The organism is Blastococcus colisei (assembly GCF_006717095.1).
GTDB classification, from domain to species: Bacteria; Actinomycetota; Actinomycetes; order Mycobacteriales; family Geodermatophilaceae; genus Blastococcus_B; species Blastococcus_B colisei.
In genome coordinates this window covers 3,610,879-3,631,924 of the sequence record NZ_VFQE01000001.1, presented here as the reverse complement: position 1 = coordinate 3,631,924, position 21,046 = coordinate 3,610,879, and the positions used below count along the sequence as shown (strand labels likewise).

Here is a 21,046-nt window from a genome sequence, read left to right as displayed (position 1 = left end):
GCTGTGAGCGTCCCCGGCTTCACCTTGCTGTCCACCAGCGACACCGACCTGCTCTCCGCCCGCGCCAGCGGTGCGGGATGGCGCCTGGGCAACCCGGCCCGCCTGGGGGACGCCGGCATCGCCGCGCTGGTCGAGGGCAGCGCGCTGGTGGTCGTCCGCATCCTGGGCGTGCGGCGGCAGTACGAGGAGATGCTCGCCCCGCTGCTGGCCGGTCCGGCGCCGGTCGTGATCCTCGGCGGGGAGCAGGTCCCCGACGCCGAGCTGATGGAGCTCTCGACGGTGCCGATGGGGGTGGCCACCGAGGCGCACGGCTACCTCGCACAGGGCGGGCCGGAGAACCTGGTCCAGCTGCGCCGGTTCCTGTCCGACACCGTGCTGCTGACCGGTGAGGGGTTCGACCCGCCGGCGGTCGCACCCGACTGGGGACGGCTCGACCGCGCGGTCAGGACGACGAGCGGCCCGACGGTCGCCGTCCTCTACTACCGGGCCCACCACCTGGCCGGCAACACCGACTTCGTCGAGTCCCTCTGCCGGGCGATCGAGGACGCCGGTGGCCGCGCGCTGCCGGTGTTCACCTCGTCCCTGCGGTCGGTCGACCCAGGACTGCTGGAGACCCTTCGAGGCGCAGACGCGATGGTCGTCACGGTCCTCGCTGCCGGCGGCTCACGGCCGGCGACGGCGCAGGCCGGTGGTGACGACGGCGCCTGGGACGTCGGCGAGCTCGCGGCGCTCGACATCCCGGTGATCCAGGGCCTGTGCCTCACACGGTCGCGGGAGGAGTGGGCCGCCGACGACGACGGGCTCTCGCCTCTCGACGTCGGCAACCAGGTCGCCATCCCGGAGTTCGACGGCCGGCTGATCAGCGTGCCGTTCTCCTTCAAGGAGACCGACGCCGACGGGCTGACCTCCTACGTCGCCGACCCCGAACGCGCGGCCCGCGTCGCCGGCACCGCCGTCGCCCATGCCCGGCTGCGGCACACGCCGCCGGAGGAGCGCCGCGTCGTGGTGATGCTCAGCGCCTATCCGACCAAGCACGCGCGGATCGGGAACGCCGTCGGCCTGGACACTCCGGCGTCGGTCGTCCGGCTGCTGGCCGCGATGGCGGGGCAGGGGTACGACATCGGCCCGTTCGACGGGCCGGACGCGTTGCCCGGCGTCGCAGACCTCGACGGCGACACCCTGGTGCACGCGCTGATCGCCGCGGGCGGGCAGGACGCCGACTGGCTCACCGAGGAGCAGCTGAGCGGCAATCCGGTCCGCATCCCCGCCGCCGAGTACCGCGCCTTCTTCGACACTCTCCCGGCCGACCTGCGGCAGGCGATGGAGGAGCACTGGGGACCGGCACCGGGCTCGCTGTTCGTCGACGAGGCCGACGGTGCCATCGTCTTCGCGGCGCTGCGGGCTGGCAACGTCGTCGTGATGGTCCAGCCGCCCCGCGGCTTCGGGGAGAACCCGATCGCGATCTACCACGACCCCGACCTGCCACCGTCCCATCACTACCTGGCGGCCTACTGGTGGCTGCGAGCGGTCTTCGGGGCGCACGCGCTGGTCCACGTGGGCAAGCACGGCAACCTGGAGTGGCTGCCCGGCAAGACGGTCGGCATGTCGGCCTCGTGCGGGCCCGACGCCGCGCTCGGCGACCTGCCGCTGGTCTACCCCTTCCTGGTCAACGACCCGGGGGAGGGGAGCCAGGCCAAGCGCCGCGCGCACGCAACCCTGGTCGACCACATGGTGCCGCCGATGGCGCGAGCCGACTCCTACGGCGACATCGCCCGGCTGGAGCAGCTGCTCGACGAGCACGCCAACGTCGCCGCGATGGACCCGGCCAAGCTGCCCGCCGTCCGCGCGCAGATCTGGACCCTGCTGCAGGCCGCCAAGCTCGACCACGACCTGGGCCTGAAGGACCGGCCGGAGGACGACCACTTCGACGAGATGATCCTGCACGTCGACGGCTGGCTCTGCGAGATCAAGGACTCGCAGATCCGCGACGGCCTGCACGTGCTGGGAACACCGCCCAGCGGACAGGACCGGGTCGACCTGGTGCTCGCCATGCTGCGCGCCCGGCAGATCTGGGGCGGCTCGGTCGCGCTCCCCGGGCTGCGCGAAGCGCTCGGGCTGACCGAGGACGGCACGGCCGGGTTGACCGCAACCGACGCCGTGGAGGCGCAGGCGGAGGCCCTCGTCGCAGCCATGGAGGAGCGCGGTTGGACCGCCGTCGCCGTCGCCGAGGTGGTGGCGGAGGTGCTCGGCCGGGACGACGACGCCGTCGTCGCCGTCCTGCGCTTCGCCGTCGACGAGATCGTGCCCCGGCTGGCGCGCACCACCGACGAGCTCGACGCCACGCTGCACGCGCTCGAGGGCGGCTACGTGCCGGCCGGGCCGTCGGGTTCGCCGCTCCGCGGGCTGGTCAACGTGCTGCCCACGGGCCGCAACTTCTACTCCGTCGACCCTCGTGCGGTGCCCTCGCGGCTGGCCTGGGGGACCGGGCAGGCGATGGCCGAGTCCTTGGTCGACCGCTATCGGGCCGACACCGGGGAGTACCCGCGCTCGGTCGGCCTCTCGGTGTGGGGTACCTCGGCGATGCGGACCTCGGGCGACGACATCGCCGAGGTGCTCGCCCTGCTCGGCGTCCGCCCGCTGTGGGACGACGCCTCCCGACGGGTCACCGGCCTGGAACCGATCCCCCTCGCCGAGCTCGGCCGACCGCGGATCGACGTCACCGTGCGCATCAGCGGGTTCTTCCGGGATGCCTTCCCGCACGTGGTCACGATGCTGGACGACGCAGTGACGGTGGTGGCCGCGCTGGACGAGCCGCGCGAGCAGAACTACGTGAAGGCGCACGTGGACGCCGACGAGGCGACCCACGGCGACCGGCGACGGGCCACGACCCGTGTGTTCGGATCGAAGCCGGGCGCCTACGGGGCCGGGTTGCTGCCGCTGATCGACAGCCGCAACTGGCGCGGGGACGCCGACCTCGCCGAGGTCTACGCGGTCTGGGGCGGCTACGCCTACGGCCGTGACCTGGACGGGGTGCAGGCCAGGCCCGACATGGAGGCCGCCTACAAGCGGATCGCGGTGGCGGCCAAGAACGTCGACACCCGCGAGCACGACATCGCCGACTCCGATGACTACTTCCAGTACCACGGCGGGATGGTCGCGAGTGTCCGCGCCTTGACCGGTCGTGCCCCGGCGGCCTACATCGGCGACTCGACCCGGCCCGAGTCCGTGCGGACCCGCTCGCTGAGCGAGGAAACCGCTCGGGTGTTCCGCGCCCGGGTGGTCAACCCGAAGTGGCTGGCGGCGATGCGCAGGCACGGCTACAAAGGCGCCTTCGAGCTCGCCGCGACCGTCGACTACCTGTTCGGCTACGACGCCACCACCGGCGTCGTCGCCGACTGGATGTACGAGAAGCTCGCGCAGACGTACGTGCTCGACGCGGAGAACCGCGAGTTCATGGAGAGGTCGAACCCGTGGGCGCTCCACGGCATCGCCGAGCGGCTGCTGGAGGCGGTGGACCGGAAGATGTGGGCGGAGCCCGATCCGGCGCTGCTGGCCGAGCTCCAGCAGGCGTACCTGGACACCGAGGGCGACCTCGAGGGAGGCGAGTCGCCGATCCCGGCGGCCCGGTGACCCCCGGAGCTGACGCCGATGATCGTCCCGTGCCCCTGCTCGCGCATGATCGGGAGGACCGCCTTGACCCCGTACACCTGACCGCGCAGGTCGACGTCCAGAATTCGGTCGATCGCCTCGACGGGCAGCGTGTTGAGCTCCCCGTAGCCGGAGGCCGCGGCGTTGTTCACCCAGACGTCGATCCGGCCGAAACGCTGCCGGGCGCGCTGCGCGAGGTGCTGCACCTGCGGCACACCCGCGACGTCGGTGGGCGCGACCAGCGCCGTGCCGCCGGCCTGGGTGACCTCCTCGGCGGTGGCGTGCAGCGCCGGCTCGCCGCGGGCGGCCGGCACGACCGCTGCGCCCTGGGTGGCGAACTGCCGGGCGGTCTCCCGAGCGATGCCCGACGACGCCCCGGTGATCACCACGACCCGCTGGCTGGTCGCGTCCACGCCTGGCCTCCTCTGCTCGCACGGCATGGGATGCGGCGGCTCCGGTGGCACGGTCAGGACGGGCGGGCCGGGTCCAGCACGTGATCGAAGACGGCGCCGGTGGCCTGGGCCTGCACGTACTTGTCCACGATGTCGACCGCCCAGTCCTGGGCCGTCCACTTGCTCGGCTGGTAGAGCCCGAGCGCGGTGTTGAGCAGGACGTCGCCGGTGTAGACGACCGCGAACACGGTGTTGACCGCCTTCTGCCCGCGCAGCCCGTTGGCGGCCGCGACGCCGTACGCGGTGCCCCACATGCCGCCGAGGGCGAAGTGGGTGGTGTAGTTCAGCCGCCGGCGCCCCTCGGGGGTCGTCGGGTGCACGGGCAGGACCTTCTCGGCGAAGTCCGCCGGGGCGTAGCTCTCCTGGCGCTGGGTGAGGGGCATCTCGACGAGCTTCTGGAAAGCGGTCATCACCACGGTTCCGGCCAGTCCGGCGAGCACCCCTCGGGCCAGCACGGCCCCGGTCGACGGTTCGTTGGTCTGCTGCATGTCTGTTCCTCCGAGGTGGTTGCGGCTGGGCGTGCTCGGCCGGCGCCAGGGGTGGTGGCCGGCAGGGGTTCTCAGGGCTTGAGGACGACCTTGATGCAGCCGTCCTGCTTCTTCTGGAAGATCTCGTAGCCGTGCGGCGCCTGCTCCAGCGGCAGCGCGTGGGTGGTGAGGTCTTCGGTGCCCAGCGGGTCGCCGTCACCGGTGAGCGCGGGCATGATCTCCTCGACCCAGCGCTTGACGTGCGCCTGTCCCATGCGGATGGTCACGCCCTTGTCGAACAGGTCCATCATCGGGAGCGGGTCGGCCTGCCCGCCGTACACCCCGATCAGCGAGATCGTCCCGGCCCGGCGGACCGACCCGAACGCGGTGCGCATGGCAGCCATCCGGTCCACACCGATCGTCTCGGCCGCCTTGCGGGCCAGTGGGCCGGGCAGCTTGCCGGCGGCCCCGAGCAGGGCTGCCTGGACGGGGGAGCCGTGGGCTTCCATCCCGACCGCGTCCACGACGCCGTCGACACCCCGCCCGTGAGTCATCTCCATGATCGCGCCGGGGACGTCGTCGACCGTGCTCTGGTCGATGACCTCGATGCCGTGGCGTCGGGCGAGTTCCAGCCGCTCGGGGACGCTGTCGACGGCGATGACCTGCTCCGCGCCGAGGTACTTGGCGACGCGGGCGCACATCTGCCCGATCGGTCCCAGCCCGATGACCGCGCAGGTGCTGCCGGCCTCGATGTCGGCGTACTTCACCGCTTGCCAGGACGTGGTGAGCACGTCGGAGAGGAACAGGAACCGTTCGTCGGGGTGCTCGTGGGGAACCTTGATCGGCCCGAACTGGGCCTGCGGCACCCGCAGGAACTCGGCCTGCGCGCCGGGCATCGACCCGTACAGGGCGGTGTAGCCGAACAGCCGCGCGCCCTTGCCCTGCTCGGTGACCTGGGTGGTCTCGCACTGCGCGAAGAAGCCGCGGGTGCACATCCAGCAGTGCCCGCACGAGATGTTGAACGGCACGACCACCCGGTCTCCGGGCTGGATGTGGCTGACCTCCGGCCCGACCTCCTCCACGATGCCCATGGGCTCGTGACCGATGATGTCGCCGGGCTCGAGGTACATCCCCAGCACGTCGTAGAGGTGCAGGTCCGACCCGCAGATCGCCGTCGAGGTCATCCGCACGATCGCGTCCGTCGGCTCCTGGATCCGCGGGTCCGGAACCGTCTCCACCGACACCTTCTGCGTGCCCTGCCATGTCAGTGCCCTCATCTGGCCTCCTCGACCGATCGGTGCGGAACGGGACCCGGTGCGTCCGCCGGCGACATGAACTGGCCGCCGCTGGGGCTCTACCCGACCGCAGCGCCTGTACCCCTCGGTACAGTCCGAATCCGCCCAGACGCCCGGCGATCACGCCGTTCCCGGGGTTCCGTGGCACCCCGCTCACCGCGGCCGGCCCTCTATCCGGCCCGCCCCTCACGGCTCCGGGTTGCGCGTGGGTGACGTCTCACATGTGGAACGCCCACATCGGGTAGGACCCGCGCTGACCGAACACCCCGCCGCCACCTGCCGACCGAGGCCGCAGCCGATGCCGGAACCGACCACCCGCCGCGGAAAAGACACCAAGGGCCGGATCGTCGAGTCGGCGGCCGCGCTGATGTACGAGCGGGGCGTCAGCTCCACCAGCATCGAGGACATCCTGGCCGCCTCCGGGACGGGCAAGAGCCAGTTCTATCACTACTTCTCCAGCAAGGAGCAGCTCGTCGCCGAGGTGCTCCGCCACCAGCTCCAGCAGGTCCTGCGGGAGCAGAGCCGGTTCCCGCTCGACACCTGGGAGGGCATCTCCGCCTGGTTCGGAGCCATGGTCGACATGCAGCAGAACCAGCGCGACTACCGCGGCTGCCCACTCGGCTCGATCACCAGCCAGCTGCTGGACCACGGTGACCTGCTCCGCACCCAGGCCGCCGACGCCTTCGCCCACTGGGAGTCCGTCCTGAGCGACGGACTGCAGGCCATGCAGTCCAGCGGGCTGCTACGCGACGACGCCGACCCCGACACCCTCGCTGAGACGACGATCGCCGTACTGCAGGGCGGATACCTGCTCTCCTCGACGAAGCGCGACGTACGCCCCATGCGCAATGCGCTCGCCATCGCACGGAGCCAGCTCAGGTCCTACGCGTCTGATGCGTGCCGGTGACCTGCACGCGGAGTTCGAGCGGTGCGACGCCGGCACCGACATCGCGCTCAACGGCCCGCGGGCAGCTCGCAGTGCGGGCCGATCGCCCCTCAGTGCTGGCCTGATAACGAGAAGGGCTCTGATCAGCGAAGTGACCAGAGCCCTTCTGGGTGGGGTGAGTGACGGGGCTCGAACCGCGACGAAGGCTGGTCCCGGGCCTGGTGGCCCGGCGAATGCCCAGGTTAGCCGGTTGATGAGCGTCCTTCTGCGTCCCTGAGCCTTCACGAGCCCTCCTGTGGCTGGCAGTTGCCCCCCCAATCTGCCCCCCAAGCCCGCCCGCACCGAGATGAGCCCGAGCTGCTTGGTAGCCGTGGGGGACGACGCCGTTCTCATCAGAGGGTCAGAAGGCGTAGGGGCGAGCACGGCGATGGCGAGCAGGAGCGGCGGCAGCGGCATCGCGAGGTTCTTGGTGTCGCGGACGCGCAGGTGGCCGCCGACCGCGCCGAGGAAGTAGCTGACGAGGCCGGCTGCGGCGGCGACGTCGAGCGGCTCGAGCCACAGGCCGACGAGGCCCGGTCAGGTTTCCTGACCGGGGCCATCCGCATCACGGCCACAGGAGTCGCGACTTCCACTCTCCTCGCCCGGTGCCGGACCATCAGTCATGCCGCTCTGCTCCCGACTGTGCCCCGGCCGGGAGGCGCGAAAGGACACGGTTTCGGTCACCAGCAGCCCCACGGAGATGAGATTGGCGAGCAGTGCCCCTCCGGAGAGCGACACGACGCTGGCCGTGGCGCCGCCGGTGAGTCCCTCGGACGAGATCTGTGAGGCGTACAGCCATACGCAGGTGGCCGCGATCAACTGAAGGTCCGCCACAAGGCTGGTCGCCAGGTGCACTGCACCGAGATGAGTTCGGTCACCGAACTTGAGCACTGTGGCGATCAGGTTGATCAACACGGCCGCGAACAGTTCGTATTCATTGTGGATAGCGGGGTCGGAGATGTCACCGACGAAGAAGCCGAAGTTCAACGTCGCGGCGAGCAGCACGAAGAATCCGAAGACGACCCTTTCGAGGTTCATGCGACTCCACATGGCGGGATGAGCGGCACGACTGCCCTGGCGACGGCAGCGGGCTCAGTGGAAGGACCCGGCTCCCAGCAAGATGAGAGCGAGCCCGACAACTGCGATGGCTGCCCTGGTGGCGACATGCCTCGTGGTGTGTTCCTCGGGCAGGGCGGCGTAGTGCAGGTAGGCGGCGTAGACGATCAGCGCAATGCCGCCGATCAACATCACCATCGGGAGGGCGGCGCGCAGGCTCTCACCCATGGCGACTGCTCCGCGGGCCGCGGTTCACTGCACGTCCACGAAGCGCTCGACATCGTCGGGGCGGCCGGCGATGACGATCTCGGCGCCGTAGGTCAGCACGGTGTCGTAGTCGGCGTGGGTGTAGGTGGTCGTGTTCTCCGGCTTGACCGACACCACGGTGACGTGGTGCTTCTTGCGCAGTCCGGTGTCGCCGAGCGGGACGCCGACGATCTCCTTCGGCGGCTTGGTCTTGGCGAACACCCACTGCGGGTCCAGCTCCACCCAGTCCAGCAGCCGGCCGGCCACCAGGTGGGCGATCCGTTCGCCCATGTCCTGCTCGGGGAAAACGACGTGGTGGGCGCCGATGCGGCTGAGAATGGTGGCCTGCTGCCGGTTGATGGCCTTGGCCCAGATGTCGCGGATCTCCAGCTCGGACAGCAGGGCGGTGGTGAGGATGCTGGCCTCCAGGTCGTTGCCGATCGCGACCACGACGCGGCTGAAGTCGGCGATGCCGATCTCGGTCAGCGCGTCGAGGTCGGTGGAGTCGGCGATGACGACCTGGCCCAGCTGGCCGGACAGGCGCTGCACGATGTCGGGCCGGTTGTCCACGGCGAGCACCTCGGTGCCGCCGCGGGCCAGTTCCAGGGCGAGTGCGGTGCCGAACCGGCCCAGGCCGATGACGGCGACGGGATCCTTGTGGCTAGCCAACGATGGTCCTCTCCTCGGGGAGCTGATGGCGGCGGGCGCGCTCGCGTAGCGCCAGCCCCGACGCCAGGGTGAGCGGCCCGATCCGGCCGATGTACATGAGCAGCACGAGCAGCACCTGCCCGGCCGCCGGGACGTCGGCGGTGATGCCGGTGGACAGGCCCACGGTCGAGAAGGCGGAGATGACCTCGAACAGCACCTGGTCGAAGCTGAAGTCGGTCAGCGCCTCCAGCACGAAGGTGGAGACGGCGATGACCCCGATGGCGAGCAGCGCGATCGCCAGCGCCTGGCGCTGGTTGGCGCCCGGGACCCGGCGGCGGCCGACCTCGACGTCGGGGTCGCCGCGCATCTCGGCCCACAGGACGTAGGCCAGCAGGCCGAAGGTGGTGACCTTGATCCCGCCGGCGGTGCCGGCGGACCCGCCGCCGATGAACATGAGCACGTCGGTGAGGAACAACGTCTCGGGGTCCAGGGCGGCGATGTCGAGGTTGTTGAACCCGGCGGTGCGCGGCATGGCCGCTGCGACGAACGCGGCCATCACCGTGGTACCCGGCCCCAGCGGACCGAGGGTGTCGGGGTTGTCGGCCTCGGCGATGAGGTAGCCGATCGTGCCGGCGGCCAGCAGCGCGGCGGTGACGATGACGGTGATCCGGGTGAGCACCGACCAGGTCTTCGGTGCCCGCCACTCTCGGGCCAGTTCGAACACCACCGGGAAGCCCAAACCGCCGACGATGACCGCGGCGGCGACGGTGAGGCTGATCCACGGGTCGGCGACGTAGCGCATCAGGCTGTCGGGGTGCAGGCCGAACCCGGCGTTGTTGAACGCCGAGATCGCGTGGAACACGCCGCTGTAGAGCGCCGACGACGGCGGCTGGTCGTAGCCGGTGGCGAACCGGATCGTCAGCACGGTCGCGATCACGGCCTCGCTGGCCAGGCTGAAGACGACGACGGCGCGGACCACACGGCGGACGTCTGCGGCCGAAATCGCCTTCGTCTCGGTCTGCGCGATCAGGCGTGCCCGTAGGCCCAGGCGCCGGGACAGCAACAACGCGACCAGGGTGGCCAGCGTCATGATGCCCAGGCCGCCGGCCTGGATCAGCAGCAGGATGACCGCCTGGCCGAACCCGGACCAGTACGTGCCGGTGTCGACGGTCACCAGCCCCGTCACGCAGACGGCCGAGGTCGCGTGGAACAGAGCTTGCAGAAGGGAGGCGCGGCCCTCCCCGGCAGTGGCGATCGGCAAGGACAGCAGCGCGGTGCCGACGACGATCGCCGTGGCGAAGGCGGCTGCGATGACCCGACCAGGATGCCGAAAGCCCTTGGTCGCACTCGAGCGGCTGGCTGTGTCGCGGACGGTGCTCGTCACCCGAGCTCGTCCTCCGGCCAGCGAGTCGAGTGTGCTTGGCCTCCGGTACCTGGGCCGGGCGCATGGATGGCGGGCACTGCAGGCGTCGGCTCCCGACCCCCCTCGCCGCACGAAAGAGGGCCCGCGTCGGCGACCGCTCCGAGCGAGCCCACGGCAACCGTCCCTTCTCACCTCGATGGCCGACCACTCCGCCGGTCGAATGTCAGACCGCCTGGACGTCCGCACGTGTCCCCGCAGGGAGCGCGAGGCGTCAGAAGCGGACGGCCTGCCCACGATGCGCCGCAGAGGACGTCGGCGCTGGCGCCAGGCCGGATCTTGACGGTTTCTTAGCGCCCAACACTTGCTCTATGGCCAGCCGTCAGGTTTCCCGGGCATGACCGACCGGGCGCTCAGAGAGATGGTCGGCTCAGTGGCCCGGAACCCCGAGGAGTCCGCGGGCCGCCGGTCATCCCATGCCGCGTCAGGGAGTGAACCGGTAGCCCATCCCGGGTTCGGTCTGCAGGTAGCGCGGGTGGGCGGGGTCGGGCTCCAGCTTGCGCCGGAGCTGCGCCATGTAGACGCGCAGGTAGTTGGTCTCCTTGGCGTAGGCGGGACCCCACACCGACTGCAGCAGCTGACGCTGGCCGACCAATCTGCCGGGCTGGCGGACGAGCGTCTCCAGCAGTCCCCATTCGGTCGGGGTCAGGCGCACCGGGGCGCCGTCGACCGTGACCTGGCGGTCGGTCAGGTCGACGGTGAAGTGCTCGGTGGTGACGACGCGGTCGACGGGTTCGCCGGGTCCGCGGCGCAGTGCGGCGCGGAGTCGGGCGAGCAGCTCGCTCATGTCGAAGGGCTTGGTCACGTAGTCGTCGGCACCGGCGTCCAACGCGCGCACCTTGTCCTGGCTGTCCGTGCGAGCGGAGAGCACGAGTACCGGGCCGGAGTACGAGGGACGGAGGCCGGCGAGCACCTCTGTGCCGTCGAGATCGGGCAGGCCCAGGTCCAGCACGATGACATCGGGGGCCGCGGCGGCGCGCTGCAGTGCTGTCCGCCCGTCGGGCGCGGTGTCGACGTCGTGGCCAGCCGCGCGCAGGGTTATCCGCAGCGCCCGCAACAGCTGCGGATCGTCGTCGACCACCAGGACTCGGCTCATGGGGCTGTGGCCGGGACCGGCGCCGGCGCCGGCACGGTGGTCGGGGGAGCGGTGGTGGCCACTGCCAGGGACACCACCATCGTGAGCCCGCCGCCGGGGGTGTCCTCGGCGGTGAGTGTGCCGCCCATCGCCTCGGTCAGGCCTCGGGCGACAGCCAGCCCCAGCCCGACCCCCTGGCCGGACGGGGAGTCGCCCAGTCGTTGGAAGGCGACGAACACCCGCTCGCGGTCAGCGGTAGGGATCCCCGGGCCACGGTCGGCCACCCGCAGCTCCATCGTTCCGCCGACGGCGCCGGCGGACAGGAGGATCGGCACGTTCGGGGCATGCCGGGCGGCGTTGCTGAGCAGGTTGGCGACCACGCGTTCGAGGAGGCCGGGGTCGGCAACGACCGCAGGCAGTTCGTTCGGCCAGTTGAGCCGCACACGGTGCTGATCGTCGGCGTCCAGCCAGGACAGCGCCCGGGCGACGACATCGGGCAGGTCCGAGGGGTTCAGCGCCGGGGTGACTGCGCCGGCCTGCAACCGGCTCATGTCCAGCAGGTTGTCCACCAGTGCGGACAGCCGGTCGGCGGACGTGTCCACCGTCTCCACCAGTTCCGTCCGGTCGGCCACGGAGAGGCGCAGCTCCGTCGAGCGCAGCGCCGAGGACGCCGCCTTGATCCCCGCCAGGGGGGTGCGCAGGTCGTGGCTCACCGCGGCGAGCAGCGCGGTTCGCATGCTGTTGGCGGCGGCGAGCCGTGCGGCCTCGGCGGCCTGCGCGGCCAACCGGCCCTGCTGGAGCGCTACCGCGGCCTGTTCGGCGAAGGAGACGAGCACCCGGCGGTCGCTCGTGGACAGGGGCCGCCCCCACAGCCGCAGGGCAAGGGCATCGGTGACGGCGACCTCGTCGGTGACCTGCGCGGCCGGCTCACCGCAGGAGCCGACCGTGCGCTCCTCGCCGTGTGTGCACTCCACCATCGTCACCGACACCAGGCCGAACGCCTCCCGGATCTGCTCCAGCAGTCGGGGCAGGCCCTGGTCGCCGGCCAGCACGGACCGGGACAGGGATGCGAGCATCGCCGTCTCGGCGCGCGACCGAGCGGCGTCAGCGGCGCGGCGAGCCGACCGGTCCACGACGGTGGCGACCGCGATCGCGGTAATCAGGTAGACGCCGAGGGCCAGCAGGTTCTCGAATCGGTCGACGTGCAGCCGACCGGTGGGTGGCGTGAAGAACCAGTTCACGGCCGTCGCGCTCACGACCGCGGCGGGCAGCCCAGGCCACAGACCGCCGATCAACGCGACGGCGATCACCAGCAGCAGGAACACGAGCATGACGCTGGCCAGCGAGAGGGCGGCGGAGGCGGCCAGGCCGCCTTTGGTCAACACCGGGACGCCCACCACGGTCAGGGCCAGTCCCCACCATCGGCGACGGGAATCGAGCGCGCCCGTCAGGGGCGGCAACCGGAACCCGTGCCCGCCGGCCGCAGGGTGGGTGACGAGGTGGACGTCGATCTCGCCGGACTGCGCCACAACCTCCGCGCCGATCCCTGAGCGGAGCGCCCGGGCCCAGCGAGAGCGGCGGCTGGTGCCGATGACCAGCTGGGTGGCCTCTGCGCTGCTCGCGAACTCCAACAGCGCCTTCGGGACGTCGTTCCCGACTACCTGGTGGTAGCTGCCCCCGAGATCCTCCACCAGCTGCCTCTGCCCTTGCAGACCGGAAGTCGCCGTCTCATCCCGCTCTCCGCCGGTGAGGACGTGCACCGCCAGGAGGTCGATCTCGCTGCCCCGCGCGGAACGAGCGGCGATCCTGGCGGCGCGCCGAATGAGAGTCTCGTCCTCCGGTCCGCCGGTCAGGGCGACCACGACCCGCTCGCGTGCCTCCCACACGTGGTCGATGGCGTGCTCGGTCTTGTACCGCCGCAGGCCTTCATCGACGCGGTCGGCCAGCCACAGCAGCGCCAGCTCCCGCAGGGCGGTGAGGTTGCCGATCCGGAAGTAGTTGCCCATTGCGGCGTCGATCATCTCGGCCGGGTAGACGTTGCCGTGGGCTAAGCGGCGGCGCAGCGCCTCGGGGGACATGTCGACCAGTTCGATCTGGTCGGCTCGGCGTACGACCGCGTCGGGCACCGTTTCCAGCTGTGGAACGCCCGTGATCTGTTCAGCCACGTCGATGAGGCTTTCCACCTGCTGCACGTTCACCGTGGTGAGCACGCTGATGCCCGCGTCCAGCACCTGCTCGACGTCCTGCCAGCGCTTGGCGTGGCAGCAACCGGGAGCGTTGGTGTGGGCGAGCTCGTCGATGACGACCACTTCCGGGCGGCGCGCGAGCACCCCGTCGACATCGAGCTCCGCCACGGACGTTGAGCCGTCGGTGACCTCGCTGCGGGAGAGGACCTCCAGCCCGGCTAGCTGCTCGGCGGTGTGGGCGCGGCCGTGGGTTTCGGCCAGTCCGACCACGACGTCGGCACCCCGGGACAGTCGACGGTGCGCCTCACCGAGCATGGCGTAGGTCTTCCCGACACCAGGCGCGGCGCCGAGGTAGATGCGCAGGATCCCGCGAGGCATGCGTCCATGATCGACCCAGGGCGGCCAGGCGGCCGCGACGGCAAGGAGACATGACGTAGACGCGGTGCTGGAGGCCGCGCTTCTCCATCGATCGTCAGCGTGTCGGGGGCTGGGGGCACCACGTCGGCGTGGCCACCGAGGTGAGGACCGCGACCCGGAGGTGGACGGGGTTGCCGCGAGGTGGTCGCGGTGGGCGGATGTCGCTGCTGTTCATGCCGACACCGCTCGCAGGTTGCGGGCTCGGCCGGATGCGTCCGAATGGGGCGAGCGGACCGCGGCCTACATCGAAGGCACCGGGGAGTGCGCCACCTACCTCGCCAGTGCGCCCAGCGAGGCCGCGCGGCGACTGCCCTACGGCTGTGGGCTGGCGAGAAGCCGAGGCTCAGGCCAGGAGGCCGCCGCCGAGGCTCCGAAACCGATCGGGTCTGCCACCTGACGCGGCGGCCGGCTTCTCACGGCGTGCAGGTCGACGGCGACGTAGGAGGTCGGGTCCGTCGCCGCGAGGGCGCTCCCGTCATGGGCGGTCCCCACGACACCTGGGCGGTCGAAAGGGTTCAGGAGTCGACGGAGGTCCTGCGGCGCTCGGCCTGGAGGCGACACAGACATCGGGGCTTGCCTGCGCTGCGCAGTCGCCCCGTCACCGCCTACCGATCTGCCGCCCAGATGAGGGGGCGGCGGGATCCGATGGCCGCCGTTGGCAGCGCCGGAACGGATGAAGGCCCTGGTCAGCGAACTGACCAGGGCCTCTCCACGTGGGGTGAGTGACGGGGCTCGAACCCGCGACACCCAGGATCACAACCTGGTGCTCTACCAACTGAGCTACACCCACCGTCGCTCCCCGGCGGGCGCACGCGCCAGGAGGGGAACCGGAGCAACGATACCGGAGCCGGTCAGCTCCCCGACGCGGCCGGGGGTGCCTCGTCGTCCAGGCTGTCGTCGACACCGACCCGAGGGGTCGCGTCGCCGGCCGCCAGGACTGCGGCGAACGAGCCCACGACGTCGTCGGCAGCGCCCTTGGCCTGGTCGCTGCTCGGTCCGGGAGCGGGCACGAACAGCGTCCGGCGGTAGTAGGCCAGCTCGCGGATCGACTCGATGATGTCGGCCAGTGCCCGGTGAGCGAGGCCCTTCGGAGGCTGGGCGAAGTACACCCGCGGGAACCATCGGCGGGCGAGTTCCTTGATCGAGGAGACGTCGACCATCCGGTAGTGCAGGTGGTCGTCGAGCTCGGGCATGTCGCGGGCCAGGAATCCCCGGTCGGTGCCGATCGAGTTGCCGCACAGCGGGGCGGTCCGGCGCTCCGGCACCCAGCGCTTGATGTAGGCGAGCAGCTGCTGCTCGGCCTCGGCCACGGTCAGCGTCGAGGCGCGGACGGCGTCGGTGAGGCCGGACTTCCGGTGCATCTCGACGACGACCTCGTCCATGCCGTCGAGGTCGGCGTCGTCCGCAGTGATGATCAGGTCCAGACCCGGGTCGAGTACGTTGAGCTCGGAGTCGGTCACGACGACGGCGACCTCGATCAGCTTGTCCTTGACGATGTCGAGCCCGGTCATCTCGCAGTCGATCCAGACCAGGTGCCCTGCGCTGTCTGCCACGTCGCCCGACAGTACGCACCGTGCGCATCGCCCGCCCCGTCCGTCCGGGCAATAGCGCACGTGTTGCGACCGCGCCAATCGGAGCCTCGGAATCGTCGTCCCGCGCCGTTAGGGTCGGGGCCAGTCCACCGAGCCGAGGAAGTTCCGTGCCCCCTCCTGCTGCACCCGCCCCCGTCCGTCCGGCGGTCCCGCCGGCGCCGGGAACGCTGCGCGCCGGGATCGCCCACCCGATCGCCACGCTCCGCTGGCTCTGGCTGGCCTACATGACCCCCGGGCAGCCGGGCCGGGCCACGACCCAGTCCGAGCTGCGCTGGATCTACACCGCCTGGCTGGGTGCGTTCCTGCTCAAGATGCTCGGCTCGTCGTGGGACGTCTCCTGGCACTTCCGCTGGCTGCGCGACGACCTGGCGCCCCCGCACCTGCTGAACTCCGCGGGCACCGTCGTCGTCGTGGCCCTGGTCGTCTTCCACAGCTACAGCGGCTACGGCGTCGACCGGCGCGCCCTGCGGCTCATGCAGTGGGGCATCGGCGCGTTCCTGATCGCCGTCCCGATCGACATCCTCAACCACCGCATCAACGGCCTGGACATCACCAGCTGGAGCCCGAGCCACGCGCTGCTCTACATCGGCACGGCCATCATGCTGGCCGGCGCCATCCGCGGGTGGTGGCTCTACGCCGCACCCGGTCGGGTCCGAGACCTCGTCGCCCTGGGCCTGTGGCTGTTCTTCGTCGAGAACGTGCTCTTCCCGAACCAGCACCAGGAGTACGGCGTTCTGTCCCTGGAGGCCTACGACGCCGGGCGGACGACGGCCGAGCCGCAGCTGCTGGACTTCGCCGCCTCCCAGGGGCAGACCCCGGCGATGTTCATGCTGCCCGTGCCCTCCTGGGTGCACCCGGCCTGGCTGATCTGCGCCGGGCTGCTGTCCCTCGTGCTGGCCCGCAAGATCATCGGCCTGCGCTGGACGGCGACCGTCATCGCCGCGACCTACCTCGCCTACCGGGCGGTCATGTGGCTGCTCCTGGTCGGCATGGACTTCCCGCCCTCGGTGCTGCCCTTCGTGCTCCTCGTCGGGGCGGTGCTGGTCGACGTCGCCGTCACCCGCCGCGTGCCCGGCTGGCTCGCCGCTCCGGTCGTCGTCGGGGCCGTGTACGCCGTCGCCGTCGGTCAAGACGCGGTGGGGCTGCTCCCGCCGTGGAACTGGTGGTCGGTGCTGCCCGTCGCGGTCGGCTTCGCGCTGCTGTGGGCCGGCGTGGACGCGCTGGATCGCAGTCGATGGCTGGTCGGGTGGACGACGGCCGAGGAGGCCGTCGCCGCCGAGGAGCCCGTCCGCGTCTGAGGCCTGCCCTCGGCGCGGGCGCACGCTGCGTTCCTCCCGATGACGTAGCGTCGGGGGTAGCTGCCGGCGCCGGGCCGATCGCCCACGGGCAGTGCGCGCCGGGGGGCGCCCTGCTCTCGATCCCACGGCGTCCGCTGCGCCCACAGAGCCCCACCGACCGCCCCGGAGGACACCCGACGTGCTGGCCCTGACCCCGGCGCCGCTGCAGACCGCGGGGGAGAGAGCGCTCTTCGGTGAGCTGACCCGCTGGGACACCGGGGGGTCCGTCCGTGCCGCCGTCGTCGCCAGCATCCCGATGATCGACGGCCCCCTGGGGCGCCGCATCTCCGACGCGGTCCTGTTCGTGCCCGAGGGCATCGCCGTCATCCGCATCGCCGAGGTGCTGCGGCAGTCCGGCGTCGTGAAGGCCGTTCCCGAGGGGGCGTGGACGATCGCCCCCGAGTCCGGGCCGGGGCAGGCCCTGCAGCTCTCCGGCGGCGGATCCACCCCGCTGGACGGGCTGATGCGGGCGGGCATGGACGTCGCCATGAAACTGCGGCGGGCCGGGCTGGAGCCCGGCCGGATCGCGCGGCTGACGGTGCTGGTCGGCGACGTCACCGGGCTGATCCCCAGTGACGGCGACCTCGGCGAGGGCGACCTGGTCGCCCGGCTCGAGCCGCGGTCGCTGCTGCTCGGGATCGCGCGGTCCAGCAGGTACGCCGGCGTCGACAACCCCCGGCTCTGGACGACGGCCGACGTGCGGGCCGCTCTGGAGGCGCTCGAGCTCTCCGGGCGCGGGCCGTCCGTCGAGGAGCTCAACGGTGAGGGCTTCCCGTACTCGCCGTACGTCCTGCGCCGCCCGGAACTCCTGACCCCGGCGGCGATGGCGGCCTCCCCGGCCGCCGCGGGGCCTACCGCCGGGCCCGCCGCCCAGGCGCCCGAGGGTTCCGAGCCGCCGGTCCGCGACCAGCCGAGCCCGGACGCGATCGCCCAGGCCGTCGCAGCCTCCGCGGCGGCCGCGCACGCCGCCGTCGCGCAGGAGGCAGCCACATCGACGCCGCCGCGCGACACGGTCGCCATCGACGATCCCGCCCCGGCGCCCGACGACGGTGACGGCATCGGCGGGCTGTTCGCCGGCGCCCAGCCGGATCAGGCGCCGAGGGGAACCGTCGTCCCCCCGCGGACCGCTGCGCCCCCCGCCACCTCGGTGTTCCAGCAGCCCCCTCCGGCGGCGCCCCCGGCGATGCCTCCGCTCTACTGGAACCAGACCCAGCAACCCGAAGAACCCGAGGAACGGAGCGGGCCGCGCGGCAGGGTCGCCCTCGTGACCCTGGTCGGCGTGCTGGTCCTCGCCCTCCTCGGCGTGGGTGGCTGGCTGCTCCTGCGGGACGGGGACGGCGGCGGATCGGGTACCGACGCCGCGCCGTCCACGGCGCAGACACAGGAGGCCGGGCCGGAGGTCGGTGACACCCAGCTGGTGGGCGGAACGTCGTTCACCGTCGAGGCGGTGCAGGTCGACGACACCTGCGCCGGTCACGCCTACGGCGACACCGCGGCCTTCCTCGCCGCCACCGACTGCACCGGGCTGTCCCGCGCCCTGTACTCCGCGGAGGTCGAGGGGGCCCCGGTGGTGGTCTCGGTCGTCCGCGTGCGGATGCCCGACACGGGGGTGGCGCGGGAGCTCCAGACGCTGACCGACCGCAACGGGAGCGGCAACGTCAGCGACCTGTTGCGCGAGGGGGTCCGGTACCCGGGCAGCCCCGCGGAGCTCTCCGGGGCCGAGTACGCCAGCGCGGTATCGGGATCGGCGGTGACGATCGTGGAGAGCGACTGGGTCGACGAGGACGCCCCGGGCGGCTCCCCGGCCATCGACGCGATCGCCGACGCCGGACTGGCACTCCCGGTCCCGCCGTTCCCGGCCGAGTGAGAGAGGACCCCGTCCCCGGCCGGGGACCTTGCGGGGGTCCTTTCCGGGGCCTCAGGCGGTGGCGGCGGCCCAGGCCATGTCGCTCAGCAGCGCCGCCATCGCCGGACGGCTCAGCCGGCCGGCGCTGTGCGGAGTGGAGTTGATCAGCCCGAAGACGGCGTGCGCCCGGGCGCGGCAGGCGGCCGCATCGGCGGCGGGATGCAGCCGTGCCAGCACGGCCACCCACACCTCGACGTAACGGCGCTGCAGCCGGCGCACCTGGGCGGCGTCGGCGTCGGCGAGCGTGCCCAAGTCGCGGTCCTGCACCGTGATCAGCGCCGGGTTGTCCAGGGCGAAGTCGACCTGGAAGGCGATCAGCGCGCGGAGCTGGCCGTGGACGTCGTCGCCGGCCCGCGCCACGACCTCGCTGCCGCCGGCCAGCAGCCGCTCGCTGATGCGCAGCAGCATCTCGGCGAGCATCGCGTCCTTGCTGGCGAAGTGCCGGTAGATCGCCGGCCCGGTGACGCCGACGGCCGCGCCGACGTCGTCCACCCCCACGGCCCGTGAGCCCCGCTCCGCGAACAGCTGCGCCGCGGCCTGCAGGATCTGCTCACGACGCGAGGGGCGGTCGACGTCGGCGTGCAACGCCGCGTCTCGTGCCGGGCGCGTCGAGGTCACGAGCCCGATGCTAGCGCCGCAGTGAACCGGCGTTAACCGCTCCGGGGTGTGAGGTGGACCGTCGGAGTGAACGGCGGTTAACCTCACTGGCGTGGACGCGCCCGTGCTCTCCCCAGTCGTCGCGGCGGACGCGGCGAGCGTCGCCCGCAACGCCGCCGCGCACGCCGAACTCGCGGCCGATCTCGCCACCCAGCTGAGCAGGGTGGCGCTCGGCGGGGGTGAACGGGCCCGGCAGCGGCACGTCGACCGCGGCAAGCTGCTGCCCCGGGAGCGGGTGGACACACTGCTCGACCCGGGCAGCCCGTTCCTCGAGCTCTCCCCGCTGGCCGCGCACGGCCTCTACGACGGCGACGCGCCGGCCGCCGGGATCATCACCGGCATCGGCCGGATCGCCGGCCGCGAGTGCGTGGTCGTCGCCAACGACGCCACCGTCAAGGGCGGCACCTACTACCCCATGACGGTGAAGAAGCACCTGCGCGCCCAGGAGGTGGCGCTGCACAACCGGCTGCCCTGCGTCTACCTGGTCGACTCCGGCGGGGCGTTCCTGCCGATGCAGGACGAGGTCTTCCCCGACCGCGAGCACTTCGGCCGCATCTTCTTCAACCAGGCGACGATGTCGAAGGCGGGCATCCCGCAGATCGCCGCCGTCCTCGGCTCGTGCACCGCCGGTGGCGCGTACGTGCCGGCGATGAGCGACGAGGCCGTGATCGTCCGGGAGCAGGGCACGATCTTCCTGGGTGGGCCGCCCCTGGTGAAGGCCGCGACCGGTGAGGTGGTCACCGCCGAGGACCTCGGCGGGGGAGACCTGCACAGCCGGGTCAGCGGGGTCACCGACCACCTGGCCGACGACGACGCGCATGCCCTGCAGCTCGTCCGGCAGATCATCGGGACGCTGGGTCCGCGCGAGCCCCGGCCCTGGGGCGTCGAGCCGGTCGAGGAGCCGGTGCACGCGCCGGAGTCGATGTACGACGTCGTGCCGCCGGATCCGCGCACGCCCTACGACGTCCGCGAGGTGATCGCCCGGCTGGTCGACGGGAGCCGTTTCGCCGAGTTCAAGCCGCTGTACGGCCCGACCCTGGTCACCGGCTTCGCCCGGTTGCACGGCCACCCGGTGGGGATCGTCGCCAACAACGGCGTGCTGTTCGCCGAGTCGGCGCTCAAGGGCGCGCACTTCATCGAGCTCTGCGACCGCCGCAAGATCCCGCTGCTGTTCCTGCAGAACATCTCCGGGTTCATGGTCGGCCGCGACTACGAGGCCGGTGGCATCGCCAAGCACGGCGCCAAGATGGTCACTGCGGTCGCCTGCGCCCGGGTACCGAAGCTGACCGTGGTCATCGGTGGCTCGTTCGGGGCCGGCAACTACTCGATGTGCGGCCGGGCCTACTCGCCCCGCTTCCTCTTCACCTGGCCCAACGCCCGCATCTCGGTGATGGGCGGTGAGCAGGCGGCGTCGGTGCTGGCGCAGGTCCGCCGCGACGGCCTGGAGGCCCGTGGCGAGGAGTGGCCGGCGGAGGAGGAAGAGGCGTTCAAGGCGCCCATCCGCGAGCAGTACGAGGCTCAGGGTCACCCCTACTACGCCACGGCCCGCCTCTGGGACGACGGCGTCATCGACCCCGCGCACACCCGCACCGTCCTCGGCCTGGCCCTCTCCGCCTGTGCCAACGCGCCACTCGAGGAGGTCGGCTATGGCGTCTTCCGCATGTGAGACCGGCAGTTATGGCCATAAACGCCGCGCGGGCTCGGGGAAGAGCGGCAGTT

General features: G+C 71.8%; 15 protein-coding genes, 1 tRNA gene and 2 pseudogenes. 5 read left to right on the top strand and 13 right to left on the bottom strand.

The annotated features are described in order from the left end of the window. The first annotated feature begins 3 nt into the window (after positions 1-3). Positions 4-3,630: a cobaltochelatase subunit CobN gene (cobN, locus tag FHU33_RS17275; protein WP_142026438.1), complete on the top strand. Its 3,627-nt coding sequence runs from the start codon at positions 4-6 to the stop codon at positions 3,628-3,630. A gap of 11 nt (positions 3,631-3,641) precedes the next feature. Here cobN and FHU33_RS25940 read toward each other — a convergent pair. The 3 genes and pseudogenes from FHU33_RS25940 to FHU33_RS17260 all read right to left on the bottom strand — a co-directional run. Further along, positions 3,642-4,088: pseudogene (locus FHU33_RS25940) on the bottom strand (SDR family NAD(P)-dependent oxidoreductase); the annotation flags it as partial. A gap of 26 nt (positions 4,089-4,114) precedes the next feature. After that, entirely contained in the window at positions 4,115-4,588 is a 474-nt protein-coding gene (locus FHU33_RS17265) for a hypothetical protein (RefSeq protein WP_142026436.1), read from the bottom strand. 71 nt (positions 4,589-4,659) lie between these two features. Then, on the bottom strand, positions 4,660-5,844 hold the full coding sequence (locus FHU33_RS17260) for a zinc-dependent alcohol dehydrogenase (protein WP_142026435.1): 1,185 nt from the start codon (positions 5,842-5,844) through the stop codon (positions 4,660-4,662). Positions 5,845-6,160: 316 nt separating this feature from the next. Between FHU33_RS17260 and FHU33_RS17255 the strand changes: the two genes are divergently transcribed. Next, on the top strand, positions 6,161-6,769 hold the full coding sequence (locus tag FHU33_RS17255; RefSeq protein ID WP_142026434.1) for a TetR/AcrR family transcriptional regulator: 609 nt from the start codon (positions 6,161-6,163) through the stop codon (positions 6,767-6,769). Between the two features lie 411 nt (positions 6,770-7,180). Here FHU33_RS17255 and FHU33_RS26490 read toward each other — a convergent pair. From FHU33_RS26490 to orn, 9 genes and pseudogenes are all read right to left on the bottom strand, one after another. Next, positions 7,181-7,309, bottom strand: a pseudogene (locus FHU33_RS26490) (DoxX family protein); the annotation flags it as partial. A 15-nt stretch (positions 7,310-7,324) separates the two neighbouring features. Then, a complete protein-coding gene (locus tag FHU33_RS17245) occupies positions 7,325-7,825 on the bottom strand; it encodes a DUF6394 family protein (protein ID WP_246063759.1) in 501 nt (166 codons plus the stop codon). Between the two features lie 54 nt (positions 7,826-7,879). Beyond that, positions 7,880-8,071, bottom strand: coding sequence for a hypothetical protein (locus tag FHU33_RS17240; protein ID WP_142026433.1), 192 nt, complete (start codon positions 8,069-8,071; stop codon positions 7,880-7,882). A gap of 24 nt (positions 8,072-8,095) precedes the next feature. Then, positions 8,096-8,758 (bottom strand): potassium channel family protein, encoded by a 663-nt coding sequence (locus FHU33_RS17235; RefSeq protein WP_142026432.1) that lies wholly within the window; start codon positions 8,756-8,758, stop codon positions 8,096-8,098. Then, complete coding sequence (locus tag FHU33_RS17230; RefSeq protein WP_142026431.1) at positions 8,751-10,121, bottom strand: TrkH family potassium uptake protein; 1,371 nt, start codon at positions 10,119-10,121, stop codon at positions 8,751-8,753. Before FHU33_RS17230 ends, FHU33_RS17235 begins: the two co-directional genes overlap by 8 nt. Positions 10,122-10,581: 460 nt before the next feature. After that, the gene (locus FHU33_RS17225; RefSeq protein ID WP_142026430.1) at positions 10,582-11,253 is read right to left on the bottom strand and encodes a response regulator; all 672 of its coding nucleotides are present in this window, start codon (positions 11,251-11,253) and stop codon (positions 10,582-10,584) included. Then, on the bottom strand, positions 11,250-13,796 hold the full coding sequence (locus FHU33_RS17220) for a DUF4118 domain-containing protein (protein WP_142026429.1): 2,547 nt from the start codon (positions 13,794-13,796) through the stop codon (positions 11,250-11,252). The genes FHU33_RS17225 and FHU33_RS17220 overlap by 4 nt, the downstream gene beginning before the upstream one ends. Before the next feature lie 753 nt (positions 13,797-14,549). After that, a tRNA-His gene (locus FHU33_RS17215) sits at positions 14,550-14,625 on the bottom strand. A 61-nt stretch (positions 14,626-14,686) separates the two neighbouring features. After that, a complete protein-coding gene (gene orn, locus FHU33_RS17210; protein WP_142026428.1) occupies positions 14,687-15,388 on the bottom strand; it encodes an oligoribonuclease in 702 nt (233 codons plus the stop codon). Positions 15,389-15,534: 146 nt separating this feature from the next. Between orn and FHU33_RS17205 the strand changes: the two genes are divergently transcribed. Together FHU33_RS17205 and FHU33_RS17200 are read left to right on the top strand one after the other, a co-directional pair. Then, entirely contained in the window at positions 15,535-16,725 is a 1,191-nt protein-coding gene (locus tag FHU33_RS17205; RefSeq protein ID WP_142026427.1) for a hypothetical protein, read from the top strand. A gap of 178 nt (positions 16,726-16,903) precedes the next feature. Continuing rightward, the gene (locus FHU33_RS17200; RefSeq protein ID WP_142026426.1) at positions 16,904-18,631 is read left to right on the top strand and encodes a hypothetical protein; all 1,728 of its coding nucleotides are present in this window, start codon (positions 16,904-16,906) and stop codon (positions 18,629-18,631) included. A 51-nt stretch (positions 18,632-18,682) separates the two neighbouring features. Here the strand turns inward: FHU33_RS17200 and FHU33_RS17195 are convergent, their stop codons facing one another. Further along, positions 18,683-19,288: an SACE_7040 family transcriptional regulator gene (locus tag FHU33_RS17195; RefSeq protein ID WP_142026425.1), complete on the bottom strand. Its 606-nt coding sequence runs from the start codon at positions 19,286-19,288 to the stop codon at positions 18,683-18,685. 91 nt (positions 19,289-19,379) lie between these two features. Here FHU33_RS17195 and FHU33_RS17190 point away from each other — a divergent pair, with 91 nt between their 5' ends. Beyond that, positions 19,380-20,993 carry a carboxyl transferase domain-containing protein gene (locus FHU33_RS17190; protein ID WP_142026424.1) on the top strand — a complete coding sequence of 538 codons (1,614 nt, stop codon included), beginning with the start codon at positions 19,380-19,382 and terminating at the stop codon, positions 20,991-20,993. Positions 20,994-21,046 lie beyond the last annotated feature (53 nt).

What these genes read in the sequence shown, in the direction of transcription:
- FHU33_RS17265 (WP_142026436.1), bottom strand. Translation starts at nt 4,588, where the DNA reads ATGCAGCAGACCAACGAACCGTCGACCGGGGCCGTGCTGGCCCGAGGG.
- FHU33_RS17260 (WP_142026435.1), bottom strand. Translation starts at nt 5,844, where the DNA reads ATGAGGGCACTGACATGGCAGGGCACGCAGAAGGTGTCGGTGGAGACG.
- FHU33_RS17255 (WP_142026434.1), top strand. Translation starts at nt 6,161, where the DNA reads ATGCCGGAACCGACCACCCGCCGCGGAAAAGACACCAAGGGCCGGATC.
- FHU33_RS17245 (WP_246063759.1), bottom strand. Translation starts at nt 7,825, where the DNA reads ATGAACCTCGAAAGGGTCGTCTTCGGATTCTTCGTGCTGCTCGCCGCG.
- FHU33_RS17240 (WP_142026433.1), bottom strand. Translation starts at nt 8,071, where the DNA reads ATGGGTGAGAGCCTGCGCGCCGCCCTCCCGATGGTGATGTTGATCGGC.
- FHU33_RS17225 (WP_142026430.1), bottom strand. Translation starts at nt 11,253, where the DNA reads ATGAGCCGAGTCCTGGTGGTCGACGACGATCCGCAGCTGTTGCGGGCG.
- FHU33_RS17220 (WP_142026429.1), bottom strand. Translation starts at nt 13,796, where the DNA reads ATGCCTCGCGGGATCCTGCGCATCTACCTCGGCGCCGCGCCTGGTGTC.